At 45.5% G+C, this 12,630-nt stretch carries 13 protein-coding genes, 1 other RNA gene and 1 pseudogene; 10 read left to right on the top strand and 5 right to left on the bottom strand.

What is annotated here, in order from left to right:
• Nucleotides 1-37: 37 nt before the first annotated feature.
• Nucleotides 38-988: a carbohydrate kinase family protein gene (locus tag ABXT70_RS12700; RefSeq protein WP_443640826.1), complete on the top strand. Its 951-nt coding sequence runs from the start codon at nt 38-40 to the stop codon at nt 986-988.
• 550 nt (nt 989-1,538) lie between these two features.
• On the opposite strand, the gene ABXT70_RS12695 is transcribed toward ABXT70_RS12700, so the two are convergent.
• Nucleotides 1,539-1,901: a tyrosine-type recombinase/integrase gene (locus ABXT70_RS12695; protein WP_443642521.1), complete on the bottom strand. Its 363-nt coding sequence runs from the start codon at nt 1,899-1,901 to the stop codon at nt 1,539-1,541.
• 420 nt (nt 1,902-2,321) lie between these two features.
• Nucleotides 2,322-2,676, bottom strand: a transfer-messenger RNA (tmRNA) gene (gene ssrA, locus ABXT70_RS12690).
• 225 nt (nt 2,677-2,901) lie between these two features.
• Here ssrA and ABXT70_RS12685 point away from each other — a divergent pair.
• The 4 genes and pseudogenes from ABXT70_RS12685 (at nt 2,902) to ABXT70_RS12670 (ending at nt 5,780) form a co-directional block, all read left to right on the top strand.
• The gene (locus tag ABXT70_RS12685; protein WP_443640825.1) at nt 2,902-3,654 is read left to right on the top strand and encodes an SDR family NAD(P)-dependent oxidoreductase; all 753 of its coding nucleotides are present in this window, start codon (nt 2,902-2,904) and stop codon (nt 3,652-3,654) included.
• 23 nt (nt 3,655-3,677) lie between these two features.
• Nucleotides 3,678-4,079: pseudogene (locus tag ABXT70_RS12680) on the top strand (aromatic ring-hydroxylating oxygenase subunit alpha); the annotation flags it as partial.
• 141 nt (nt 4,080-4,220) lie between these two features.
• Nucleotides 4,221-4,832, top strand: coding sequence for an RHO alpha subunit C-terminal catalytic domain-containing protein (locus tag ABXT70_RS12675; RefSeq protein WP_443642520.1), 612 nt, complete (start codon nt 4,221-4,223; stop codon nt 4,830-4,832).
• A gap of 12 nt (nt 4,833-4,844) precedes the next feature.
• Nucleotides 4,845-5,780: a 3-hydroxyacyl-CoA dehydrogenase family protein gene (locus ABXT70_RS12670; RefSeq protein ID WP_443640824.1), complete on the top strand. Its 936-nt coding sequence runs from the start codon at nt 4,845-4,847 to the stop codon at nt 5,778-5,780.
• Here ABXT70_RS12670 and smpB read toward each other — a convergent pair.
• Nucleotides 5,777-6,256, bottom strand: a complete 480-nt coding sequence (gene smpB / locus ABXT70_RS12665; RefSeq protein ID WP_443640823.1) for an SsrA-binding protein SmpB — start codon at nt 6,254-6,256, stop codon at nt 5,777-5,779. The genes ABXT70_RS12670 and smpB overlap by 4 nt on opposite strands.
• A gap of 118 nt (nt 6,257-6,374) precedes the next feature.
• Between smpB and ABXT70_RS12660 the strand changes: the two genes are divergently transcribed.
• The gene (locus ABXT70_RS12660) at nt 6,375-6,803 is read left to right on the top strand and encodes a type II toxin-antitoxin system RatA family toxin (RefSeq protein WP_443640822.1); all 429 of its coding nucleotides are present in this window, start codon (nt 6,375-6,377) and stop codon (nt 6,801-6,803) included.
• A gap of 7 nt (nt 6,804-6,810) precedes the next feature.
• Complete coding sequence (locus ABXT70_RS12655) at nt 6,811-7,131, top strand: RnfH family protein (RefSeq protein WP_443640821.1); 321 nt, start codon at nt 6,811-6,813, stop codon at nt 7,129-7,131.
• Nucleotides 7,132-7,156: 25 nt separating this feature from the next.
• Here the strand turns inward: ABXT70_RS12655 and ABXT70_RS12650 are convergent, their stop codons facing one another.
• Nucleotides 7,157-7,477, bottom strand: a complete 321-nt coding sequence (locus ABXT70_RS12650; protein WP_443640820.1) for an outer membrane protein assembly factor BamE — start codon at nt 7,475-7,477, stop codon at nt 7,157-7,159.
• A gap of 79 nt (nt 7,478-7,556) precedes the next feature.
• Here ABXT70_RS12650 and fur point away from each other — a divergent pair, with 79 nt between their 5' ends.
• The gene (fur, locus tag ABXT70_RS12645) at nt 7,557-7,967 is read left to right on the top strand and encodes a ferric iron uptake transcriptional regulator (protein WP_443640819.1); all 411 of its coding nucleotides are present in this window, start codon (nt 7,557-7,559) and stop codon (nt 7,965-7,967) included.
• 31 nt (nt 7,968-7,998) lie between these two features.
• Here fur and recN read toward each other — a convergent pair whose 3' ends face one another.
• Nucleotides 7,999-9,681 carry a DNA repair protein RecN gene (gene recN / locus ABXT70_RS12640; RefSeq protein ID WP_443640818.1) on the bottom strand — a complete coding sequence of 561 codons (1,683 nt, stop codon included), beginning with the start codon at nt 9,679-9,681 and terminating at the stop codon, nt 7,999-8,001.
• A 207-nt stretch (nt 9,682-9,888) separates the two neighbouring features.
• Here recN and grpE point away from each other — a divergent pair, with 207 nt between their 5' ends.
• Complete coding sequence (gene grpE / locus ABXT70_RS12635) at nt 9,889-10,458, top strand: nucleotide exchange factor GrpE (RefSeq protein ID WP_443640817.1); 570 nt, start codon at nt 9,889-9,891, stop codon at nt 10,456-10,458.
• Nucleotides 10,459-10,622: 164 nt separating this feature from the next.
• Complete coding sequence (dnaK, locus tag ABXT70_RS12630; protein WP_443642519.1) at nt 10,623-12,551, top strand: molecular chaperone DnaK; 1,929 nt, start codon at nt 10,623-10,625, stop codon at nt 12,549-12,551.
• Nucleotides 12,552-12,630: the final 79 nt, after the last annotated feature.

Here is a 12,630-nt window from a genome sequence, read left to right as displayed (position 1 = left end):
ATGCCCCATTTGGGCACGTTTAAGAATAGGATTAATTTTGATTATTTGTTGTGGTGAAGCCCTCATTGATATGGTGCAAGTGCTATCCGACTCTGGACAAACAAGTTACGCACCTTTAGTGGGTGGCGCAATATTTAATACTGCCATTGGCTTGGGGCGCTTAGGTATCGAAGTTGGTATAGTGTCAGGAGTTTCCAATGATCTATTTGGCCAACAATTGCATGATGCATTAGTGGTGAGTAAGGTGGATACGTCCTATCTAGTGCGTTCTAACTTGCCTACCACACTGGCTTTTGTCAGCCTTGATGCTGGCCATGCAAGTTATACCTTTTATGATGAAAATAGTGCGGGTCGTTCTTTTCAGGTCACTCATGTGCCCAACTTGTTTGATGTACAGCGTGGCATTAAATCCTGTAATGCCTTGTATTTTGGTGGTATTAGCTTAATTAATGAGCCTGCTGCTGACGCATACTGCTCCATAGCGCAGAAGTATGCTAATGACATGGTGATTGTTTTAGACCCTAATATACGTACCAACTTTATAAGTAATGATCAAACTTACCGGCAACGCTTACAGCATATTATTGATGTGGCGGATATTATTAAGGTTTCTAACGAAGACCTAGATTGGTTAGTTGGAGGCGCAATCCCCGAGCAACAACAGGTGCATTTATTGCGTGGTAAAAATAAGGCGATAGTTATTGTTACTAAGGGCGCTGAAGGAGCAACAGCTTATTTAACTGCTGGTGAAGTGGTACACCAAGATGTGCCTAAGGTGTGTGTGGTAGATACGGTTGGTGCAGGTGATACCTTTAGCGCGGGTTTACTGGCTAAACTTGTTAGCTTAAACCTTATGTCTAAAACTGCATTGGCAAATATTAGTCGCACCGAACTTTTGGAATCATTAGCTTATGCCACTCAGGTTGCCGCCGTTAACGTCTCTCGACAAGGTGCTAACCCCCCTTGGCTGAGTGACTTGAAAGTCTAAGATTACACTTGTCTCAACGTTAATAAAGCGAAAATAAATCGCACTTACTTAGTAAAGTAAGCGCAGTTTTAGCCTAAAAAAAACCGCCAATTAAAGCTAAAGAATAGTGCTAATGAATTTAAAAAAAAGCACTGTTTAAAACGGCCTTCAAATGCTTTATTTACTACAACAGCGTCTAGAGTCATCATCGTTAGGTTTGGTTTTTCTAGGATGAGGCATTTACACAAATTTTTCACAAAGGCCTTATTTGTTAGATTGAATCCAGAACTGACCCATTAGCACTCAATATTTGCATTGAAAACTGACCCATGTATAAACCTCCTGACTGTAGTGGTAAAGTGGGTTTGGCCACCTAACAAGAGATGTTATAATTATCTATGATCCATTAGGTGAGCCAATGGAAAAACTTACAAGGCCGACTTTCAGCCCTGAATTTATACTTGAAGCATTACAGTTTGTGGTGATGCGCATTTCAGGGGCATTCGGCCACTACGTAGGAGTAAGTTGTAAATAGCTCTAGAGGCTGTGTTTCAGTCAAGTATTATAGCTATTAATCGTTGTTGATCAGGCCGTCTATAAATATAGCCCACTCCCTCATCATCATAGTCCTTGCAGGCATTAGCTGTGCCTTGTTGTAAGTACTTCTAACAATATTCTGAGTTACGTGAGCCATCTGAAATTCTATAGCGTCAGCAGGGTATTCAAGCTCATTTAACATGGTGCTGGCGGTATGTCTAAAGCCGTGGCTCGTCATAAAGCCAGTCCCAAAAGGTTTGCCTGTTCTAGGGTCAATCATTCGTCTAATGGCGTTGGTGGTTGCACTTTCACCTATAGGCTTGTTCTTCCCTATACCGATGGTTGACATAAATACGTACTCAAGCTCACCAGTGTCCTTGTGTGCTTCGTTTAGAATGACTAAGGCTTGGTTGCAAGAGGGGCTTTAAGCTCCTTGCCCATCTTCATGGCTTCCTTAGGTATGGTCATTAAGGCTGCATCAAAATCAATGTACGCCCACTTCATAAAGCGGATGTTTTTAGGTCTCAGGAAGACTAGCGGCATGAGCTTTAATGCTAGGGTGACCGCTGTGTCTCGATCAGGATCTGGCTTGTAAATTTGTTGGAGTCATCAGCATGGCATACCAAGGTTGGCATTAAGAATGTGTCTTGAGAAATAACTCAGTACTGATAAACAGCGAGGTAAATATCTCAGCCAACGGATAGAACTTTAGCGTTGGTGAGATGTATTTATAAATACGAACTGTACACCATTCCGTACACTTGAATATTTATAGAAATGAAAAAGCCCTAAGTATCAAATACTTAGGGCTTGTTTGTGGTGGAGATGGGGGGAGTCGAACCCCCGTCCGCCAGTCCTCTGCCATTGGCTCTACATGTTTAGATCACTTTATTGTTTTAACCTACCGCGGCCCAAGTGTCAGGGCGCATAAGGCGATCTCGATTGGTTTTAGGGTTTTCTCCACGAGCGAGGAGTCCACACGATCCTGTTCTGCGAGCCACTTCACAACCGTTTACAGGCATCCAGTGATCAGTGTAAGCGGGATTTAGGCCGCTAGTGCGTAGTTTTCGTCGTTTGCGACTATAACTTTTGCAAGGTGGGATTTACGAGAAACCTTACATTCTCGACATGCACCGCAGGGTTTGTAACCAACGTCGAATCCAGTCATCCCCTTAAGTCGTTGAAGATTATAACAGTAATGGTTTGTTAATGTGGGCTATTCTGTACAGTGAAAGTCTAGGGGCTGACGAAGAAGATCAAATTATGGTCGAAAAATGAGGCAGGACAACACAGGAAAAGATTAAGTATAGTGGGTAACCTGATTTATTAGTGAGATGTGGGTGCTGGACGGTGGTTTGATTGCCCAAGGTACAGCAAATGCTGCTATAGGAGTCTGTATGCAATTATCTGGCAAAGTGGCTCTTGTTACGGGTGGGCGCCAAGGTATTGGTGCCGCTATTGTTGAGCGATTTGTGCGGGAAGGCGCCAAGGTTATTACTTGTGGGCGTGGCGGCAGACCTTCTGATATGGCGGCTAACGTTTATTGGATGCAGACTGATGTGAGTTGTGCTAAACAGGTAGCAGAACTTAAAGAGCAGCTTGTAAGTGACTATGGCGCCTTGAATATTCTGGTGAATAACGCTGGAGTACAGATCGAAAAGACCGTTGTTGATACCACTGACGATGATTGGGAAGTGCTCATGGGAGCCAATGCGCGTGGGGTATTCAATACCATCCGCAGCCTCTTACCCATTATGGCTATGGGTGGTTCTATCATTAATATGGGTTCTGTATCTGGCCTTAATGCTGATCCTGGCCTAGCGCTATACAATGCGTCCAAGGCCTTTGTACATGGTTTAACTCGTTCAGTTGCAGTCGATCACGGCCCTATGGTGAGGTGCAACGCTATATGCCCAGGTTGGATTATGACGGCGATGGCAGGCAGCGCCTTTGCGGTTGCAGAGGATGAGACTGCTGCAAAAAAAGATGCATTGGCTCGGCACCCTGTGGGTCGTTTTGGTGTGCCTTCTGACATAGCTAATATGGCCCTTTGGTTAGCAAGTGAAGAGTCGCGCTTTGTTACGGGACAGATGTTCACTGTTGATGGTGGTTTAACCGCAGCATCACCTTTGAACCCAAGTTTGTTTTAAATTTATACCACTATTAGTGGTTTATGGAGGCCTATGTGGCTGCACATTTAACTCAGTTAGAATTTGATGCAGTTGCATTTGGTTATGCTAAAGATCCTTGTGAATCTTGGTCCATTGGCTCCCAATGCTATATAGAACCTAAGTACCAAATCATAGAGAAAGAACATGTATTTGCCAAATCTTGGCAGTTTGTTTGTCATGAAGAAGCGTTACGGAACGCTGGTGACTATGTGGCTCAGGAGGTCGCTGGCCAACCTATTATTGTGGTGCGTAATATCGAAGGAGGGTTGCAGGCATTTTACAATGTGTGCAAACACCGAGGTCACCTGTTAGTCAAGGGCCAAGGTAATATCAAGAAAATTGTTTGTCCCTACCATGCATGGAATTATGACCTTAAAGGTCAGCTGCTGGCGGCTCCAAGATCCAAGTTGGTGCATAATTTTGACACCCAAGCGGTTTGTTTGGATCAGGTTCAAGTAGAAATTTTTTGTCACTTAGTGTTTGTTAACTTAGATACTGGTGCTGCCTCATTAGCAAGTCAAACAGGTGAGTTGGCGACAGACATTATGGCCTATGCACCTGACCTCAGTAAGCTTACCTATGCCACGCGGTTATCATACCGTATCAAAGCTAACTGGAAAGCTGTCACTGATAATTTTTTGGAGTGTTATCACTGCACTACAGCCCATAAAGACTTTGTGAGTTTGGTGGACATGCAAACCTACAAAGTAAAAACTCACGGCATCTATTCTAGTCATATGGCTAAAGCGATGCGCACTGGCAATGCAGCTTATAGTATTGATGATGCGGCGGTAACCGACCATGCCGTTTGGTTTCTGTGGCCCAACATTGCCTTGATGCGTTACCCCGGTCGAGGCAACTTTATGGTGTGGAGGTTCAACCCGTTAGGCGCAGAAGAAACTTACCAGGAATTTGAATTTTATTTCGAAACTGCAGATGTTACGGACGCCGAAAAAGAAGCGCTTAAATTTATTAACGATGTGCTGCAGGTAGAAGATATTAACCTAGTCGAAAGTGTGCAGCGGGGTATGAATACACCTGCGTTTCAGTCTGGTCGAATCATGGCTAACCCAGATGGTGAACACGGAATGAGCGAGCATGCGGTGCATCATTTTCATGGCATGCTACTTAACGCATACAAAGCTGCGATAAAATAAATAGGACCTGTGATGAATAATCATTTCACTAGCGTTGCCGTCTTAGGTGCCGGTGTCATAGGAGCCAGTTGGTCTGCGCTGTTTGCTTGTGCTGGTTTACGGGTCAAAGTCTATGACCCCATGGCAGACGCTGAACAGAAGGTACGGTCGTATCTTGCTGCTGCCGCACCTATGTTGCAACAACTGGGAATGCATGGCACACCGGGTGAAATTAGCTTTCACACCAGTGCAAAAGAAGCGGTAAAAGACTGCCAGTTTGTCCAGGAATGCGCCCCAGAAAAGCTGCATATTAAACACCAGCTCTACGCTGAAATAGAGGAGCATCTGTTGCCTGATGCAATTGTGGCCTCGTCTGCTTCGGGCCTTATGGTGTCAGAAATGCAAGCTGGCTGGTTAGATCCATCCCGTTTTATATTAGGCCACCCTTTTAATCCACCACATTTAATTCCCTTGGTGGAGCTTGTTGCCAATGACAAGACTGCAGATGGAGTGCTGGAACACGCAGAAGCCTTTTATAAGCTTGTTGGCAAGGTCACTATTAGGGTGCGACGTGAAGTGCCCGCTCATGTGGCTAACCGGCTGCAAGCGGCGTTATGGAAAGAAGCCATACATTTAGTAAAGTCAGGTGTGGCATCTGTTGAAGACGTAGATAAGGCTGTTTGGGCGGGACCTGGCTTGCGCTGGGCTGCCATGGGCCCACATATGTTATTTAATTTGGGGGCAGGCAAAGGCGGTATGGCCGAATTTTGTGACCGTTACAGTGATAGCTTCCATCGTTGGTGGGATGATCTAGGCCAGATTGATTTAAACCCATCAACAGTGGAAATGCTTGTGGATGGTCTGGCATCAGAAGCAGCTAAGCAAACCCCAGAGGAGCTTTCGGAGCAACGTGATGCGCTTATCGTGGCCATGTTAAAAGCGACTACGCCCTTACGAGAGTCGAACTAGGCTTTCATTAAGATCCGGTGTTTTTGCTTGCTCCAATCGCGTTCTTTTTCGGTGGCACGTTTGTCATGCAGCTGCTTGCCTTTAGCAAGGGCAATTTCGCATTTAACACGATGGCCTTTCCAGTACAGGGCTGTAGCAACAATAGTTTGTCCCGTTTGTGAGGATGAGGCAAATAAACGTGATATTTCTTTCTTATTTAACAACAGCTTACGTTCACGGCGTGGTTCTGCAACCACATGGGTGCAAGCGGTCATTAAAGGGGAAATATGCGCTCCTACAAGGAAGGCTTCTTGATCTTTAATGACTACGTATGAATCTACTAGGTTTGCTCGACCATCACGAATACTTTTGATTTCCCATCCAGTTAATACCAAACCTGCTTCAATGCGCTGGTCTAAATGGTATTCGAATTTTGCCCGTTTATTGAGGGCAATTGTGCCAGTGGAGGTCTTTTGAGTTTTTGATTTCTTTGCCATGAGCGCATTCTACCTTAAGCCAGAATCGGCTGCAGTGACATTTATGCAATAATTGATGATATTGCTTTATTGGCGGCTGTTTTAACTTTAATATAGTCTGTTTCCAAGAGGAAATGCTGTGGCTTCGATAAATCGCTCTGCTTTGGTAATGCATTCTGCTGCCAGTATGTATGCGCTTGTGAATGACGTTGAGCGTTACCCAGAGTTTTTGGATGGTTGCTCTAAAGTCGATTTGATAGAGTCATCCGTAACTGCGATGAGCGCACGGTTATACCTAAGTAAAGCGGGGCTAAGTTACCACTTTGTGACACGCAATACGCTGTTAGCAGATGAAAAAATAACCTTAGAGTTGCAAGATGGCCCCTTTGATTATCTCAGGGGTAGCTGGGTATTTACGCCGTTAAGGGGTGATGCATGTAAAGTAGAAATGGTCTTAGAGTTCGGTGTGACAGGGCTTAAAGGTAAGGCGCTGAGTGGGCTGTTTACGCCTATCGCACGCAGTATGGTGGACGCCTTTTGTAAACGTGCAGATAACATATATAAGTGAGAATAACGTGACTGAAACTGTAAGCATGATCGACGTGGAGGTGGCTTTTGCGCTACCAGATCAACAAAAAATTGTGGCTTTACAGGTGCCCCAAGGAACAACTGTTTATGATGCGGCAGTGATGTCGGGCATCGTTGATCAGTTTGAGGGTTTGCAGCTTGCTGGAACCCCTATGGGGATTTTTGGAAAAGCAGTGAAAAATCCACAGGCAGAAAAGATGATGCAGGGCCAGCGAGTAGAGATATACCGTCCATTAACGATTGATCCTAAGGTGGCTAGGGCTAACCGAGCTGCTAAAGCAGCGGCCAAAGCGCAGCTAAAAGGCTAACCAAGGCCACTAGTATGGCCGTGAACTATTGTTCGATACGGATCACTCTGCCTTGCTTAAAAATCACCCTAAGTTTACGTTCTTCCATGCGGCCATCACCATGGCGGTACTGGTAAACATAATCCCAATGGCTTGGGTTGAATGTATCGATCACTAAAGGCGTGCCCATAACATACTGCACTTGCTTCTGGCTTAAACCTGGTCGGAGTAGGTCTACCATCTCATCGGTGATGAGGTTGCCCTGTTGGATATCAATTTTATGGACGCCAGGAAAGCCTAAGCTGTCGATATTTGAACAACCGCCGATAAGCGCGATAAAAAGAGACGTGATAAGATAGCGTTTCATTAACCAAATCTGTGTGTTGAGTCTGTGACACGGAATCATACCTGAATCACCCAACAGTCTAAAGAGTGTAACCAATACTATGGCATCAGAAAGCCAAGAATTACGAAAAGCAGGGTTAAAAGTCACCTTGCCGCGTGTCAAAATCTACCAAATGCTAGAACAAGCCACGGAAGGTGACCATTGGAGTGCAGAAGATATCTATAAGCTGCTCATGGAGCAAGGTGAGGATGTTGGCTTAGCCACCGTTTATCGTGTTTTAACACAGTTTGAGGCTGCTGGCCTAGTAGTGCGCCACCATTTTGAGGGTGGTAACTCAGTGTTTGAATTGGCCACTGAAGGCAGCCACGACCATATTGTCTGTATAAAATCAGGTAAGATTAAAGAGTTCAGCGACCCTGTTCTAAACCAACGTCTAGAAGAAATTGCTGCTGAATTGGGTTATGACCTTACTAGTCGCACTGTCTATTTGTACGGTGTAAGTAAGGACTAACTTTTTGTTAAATTGCACTTAACCCTTCTAGTTAGTGAAGTAAGGCACCAGTACCTAGCATTTCCTTGGCGTGAGCTAGCGTTTGTTGAGTGAGCTTGACACCGCCTAACATACGCGCAATTTCTTGTATTCTCTGATCATCATCCAGTGCGGCAACCTGAGTTTGTGTTGCTTGTCCGTGGCTAGACTTGCTTACTTGTAAATGGTGCTGCGCTTGGCTCGCCACTTGGGGTAGATGGGTGATGCATAATAATTGGCAATGTTGGCCTAATTGAGACAGTAGTCGGCCCACAATCTCTGCAGTGGCTCCACCAATGCCCACATCCACTTCATCAAAGATTAGGCTAGGGGTGATGCTGGTGGTAGCGATCACCACCTGAATGGCTAAGCTAATGCGGGACAGTTCACCGCCGGAGGCGATTTTAGCCAAAGGTTTGGCGATTTGGCCAGGATTGGTGCTAATTAGAATTTCGATATCATCACGTCCTTGGGGTTGTAAACGGATGTCTGACTTGGTTTGCATGCTTAGCTCTAATCGGCAGTTAGGCATGCCTAATAAAGTGAGCTGCTCACCGACAGCTTTTTCAAGTTTTTTAGCTGCTGTTTGCCTTACTTTAGTCAGACTAGTGGCAGCCTCATCGTAAGCGTTGGCGAGTGCTATTTGTTGTTCGTGGATAGCTTCCAGTTGCCCTTCTTGATCTTGATTCTGTTGCAGCTGTTGTTGTAATAGAGTCAGATGTTCGGGTAGATCTGCAGCTTGGATTTTGTGTTTTCTTGCCGTGCTATAAATCTGATCTAAGCGATGCTCTAGGGTTTGCAGGCGCGCTGGATCTTCATCGAATCCCTGCAAGAAATTTTGCAATTCAATTTGGCTCTCTTCTATTTGTATGGCTGCACTGGCGAGCATGTCTACTGCGGCCGTGAGGTGTGGGCTATGTTGGCTAAAGTTTTGTAGCTGTTGTTGCCAGCGTTGCAGGCACGCCATAGGATCTTCATCTAGTGGGTTATTGGGCAACGCACAGCGCACCGCTTGAAGTAGTTGGTCAGCATTGGCTCGTTGCTTGTGCTCTTGTTCTAGAGCTAACACTTCGTCTTCTAATAGATTTAACTGCACAAGTTCATCCACTTGATACTGCAATAGCTGTTGCTCGGCTTCGGAGAGTTGTTGGCCGCCGGTAAGGGCTTTGATTTGGCGATCAAACTCTAGCCATTCATGGCTAATGCTGGACACGGCTTCTTGATGTTTTGGATAATTGCCAAAGGCGTCTAAGAGTGTTTGGTGACTGTCTCGGGCGAGCAGGTGTTGGTGCTCGTGCTGACCGTGTATGTTAATGAGTTGGCGACCTAGTTCTTTAAGGGCAGTTATATTGACTGGTTTGCCATTAATATAACCTCTGGAGCGGCCGTCTTGATTGACGATGCGTCGCAGTATACACGTGTCTGGATCTTCAGCTGACGCCAGGTGCTTGGCCGCTAAATAGTCCTTTACTTGAGGCAGTTGGCTGAGGTCGAACACCGCGTGGATGTCTGCTCGTTCAGCGCCTTGTCGTACACATCCAGATTCAGCTCTATCACCTAAGGTTAAACCTAGGGCGCCCAGAAGTATTGATTTACCAGCACCAGTTTCGCCACTAATGGCGGTCATTTTGTGGCTAAAGTCTAGGTGTAAAAAGTCGACTAAAGTGTAGTGGTGAACAATTAGCTGTTGCAACATGGTGCTGCTCCGGTGAATTATTATACTGTAAGTATAACCAGTACTGGTATTATGTCCAGTATTTTTCTGTAAGCTTTAATATTTTTTGTCTAAAAGCCAATAAAACCAGTCCTAAGTTGCTTGAATCACGCGGGGGTGTCCCCATATAGATGGGCAGTCAAGTAGCCTTATTGTAAAGGTTACGAAAGTTATGTAATGGAGAAGTCAATGAGTGAGCAAGAGCAGCCTTCTGAAGCTGAAGTTGAACTGGAAACCAATGTAGCCGAAGAAAGTGCTGAAACGCCTACTGAGGAAGTGCTGCAGGAAGTGACCGTTGAATCAGTGCAGGCTGAGCTAGAATTAGCCACTGCTCGGGTAGATGAGCAGCAAGCCGATGTATTGAGGGCGCAAGCGGAAGTGCAAAACATTCGTCGCCGCAGTGAGCAGGATGTTGCTAAGGCTCATAAGTTTGGTCAAGAAAAACTGATGACGGAAGTGGTTTCTTTGCTGGATAACCTAGCGCGGGCTATTGAGGCCAGTAAGGCTGAGGGAGCTAGCTTGAAAAGCTTGCTTGAGGGCGTTGAAATGAGTCAAAAAATGCTCCTAGACGGTCTGAAGAAATTTAATGTAGATCAGCTAGATCCGCACGGCGAACCTTTTAATCCAGACTTGCATGAAGCCATGACTGCCGTGCCTAATCCGGATCTTGAACCCAACACCGTAATGGAGGTGTTTCAAAAAGGCTACACCTTAAATGGACGTCTAGTGCGTCCAGCCATGGTAGTGGTTTCTAAATAGAAAAATTAAGGTTTTTTACTTGAAGTTTGGGCAAACGGCCTTACATAAGAGCACAAGCAAGCAGCGCTAAGCCTAAGGTTAAACTGAACCTAAGACCGCTAACGTGGCTGAGCAGAATTGAATCAAAACCCTGATGAAGGGTGAATTAAGAATTGGAGTTTATGATGGGAAAGATCATTGGTATCGACTTAGGCACAACCAACTCATGTGTGTCTGTTTTAGATGGCGGCAGCGCTAAAGTAATTGAGAACGCCGAGGGTGATCGCACCACTCCTTCCATTATCGCTTTCGCTGGAGATGGCGAAATCTTGGTGGGTCAGTCTGCCAAGCGTCAAGCGGTGACTAACCCAGTTAATACGTTGTTTGCTATTAAGCGCTTGATTGGTCGTAAGTTCAAAGACGACGTAGTGCAAAAAGACATCAAGATGGTGCCTTACAAAATTGAAGCAGCTGACAACGGTGATGCTTGGGTTAACGTAGATGGCGAAAGCAAAGCACCACCACAGATTTCTGCTGAAATTTTGAAAAAAATGAAGAAAACTGCTGAGGACTACTTAGGCGAAACTGTGACTGAAGCAGTAATTACCGTGCCTGCTTACTTTAATGACTCGCAGCGCCAGGCCACTAAAGATGCTGGCCGCATTGCGGGCCTTGATGTTAAGCGCATCATCAACGAACCTACAGCCGCTGCATTGGCTTACGGTCTTGATAAGAGCCGTGGCGATTCTACTATTGCCGTATATGACCTGGGTGGTGGTACCTTTGATATCTCCATTATCGAAATTGCTGACGTAGATGGCGAAACTCAGTTTGAAGTGTTAGCTACTAATGGTGACACATTCCTAGGTGGTGAAGACTTCGATCTACGATTGATAGAATTCTTAGCTGCTGAGTTCAAGAAAGAATCTGGTATCGATCTACATAACGATCCGTTAGCCTTGCAGCGTCTTAAAGAAGCTGCAGAAAAAGCTAAGGTTGAATTGTCTAGCTCTAGCCAAACTGACGTTAATCTGCCCTACATTACTGCAGATGCCTCTGGCCCTAAGCACTTAAATGTGAAAATTTCTCGCGCTAAGTTGGAGTCTTTGGTTGAAGATCTGGTATCTGGTACTTTGAAGCCGTGTGCTCAAGCACTCAAAGATGCTGACTTAGACGCCAGCGAAATCAATGAAGTAATTATAGTTGGTGGCCAGAGCCGTATGCCTTTGGTTCAGGCTGAAGTTACAAGTTTCTTTGGCAAAGAGCCCCGTAAAGACGTTAACCCAGACGAAGCTGTGGCCATTGGTGCAGCGATTCAGGGTGGCGTATTGGCTGGTGACGTAACAGACGTATTGTTGCTAGACGTAACACCTTTGACCCTTGGTATTGAAACTATGGGTAGTGTAATGACTTCGGTGATTGATAGGAACACTACCATCCCAACCAAGAAGTCACAGGTGTTCTCTACTGCAGACGATAACCAAGCTGCTGTGACCATCCACGTGTGCCAAGGCGAGCGTAAGCAGGCTATGCAGAATAAGTCTTTGGGTCGTTTTGACCTTAGTGACATTCCACCGGCTCCACGTGGTATGCCACAAATCGAAGTCAGCTTCGATATTGATGCCAACGGTATTTTGAATGTGTCTGCTAAAGACAAAGGTACTGGTAAAGAACAATCCATCATTATTAAAGCTTCTTCAGGTTTGAGTGATGAAGAAATCGAACAAATGGTACAAGATGCGGAAGCTAACGCTGCTGAAGACCAGAAATTCGAAGAAATGGTACAAGCTCGCAACACTGCCGATGGCATGGTTCACTCATCTAAGAAGATGATTGAAGAAGTTGGCGACAAGGCTACAGACGAAGAAAAAGCCGCAGTACAAGTTGCCATTGATGCCCTTGAAGAAGCCCTAAAAGGTGACGACAAGGAGGCTATCGAAACTGCCACTGCTACTCTGACAGAAGCCTCTGGTGCAATTGCTCAAAAGATGTATGCAGAAGATGCTGCTGCCCAAGGTGGTGCTGAAGGTGCCGGTGAAGCTGGCCCAGACGATGCAGTTGATGCAGAGTTTGAAGAAGTTAAAGATGAAGACAAAGACGAAGACAAAAAGTAAGCCTAAACCGCCTGCTAGCGCCACTTAAATGGGGTGTAATGTCATAACGCGGGGCTTAGGTCCTGCGTTCTTGTATCTG

The sequence above is a fragment of the Candidatus Njordibacter sp. Uisw_039 genome (assembly GCF_047730075.1).
Taxonomy (GTDB): Bacteria; Pseudomonadota; Gammaproteobacteria; order Pseudomonadales; family Balneatricaceae; genus Njordibacter.
Note: the sequence above shows the minus strand (reverse complement) of the source record. Positions and strands in the feature narration are given on the sequence as shown.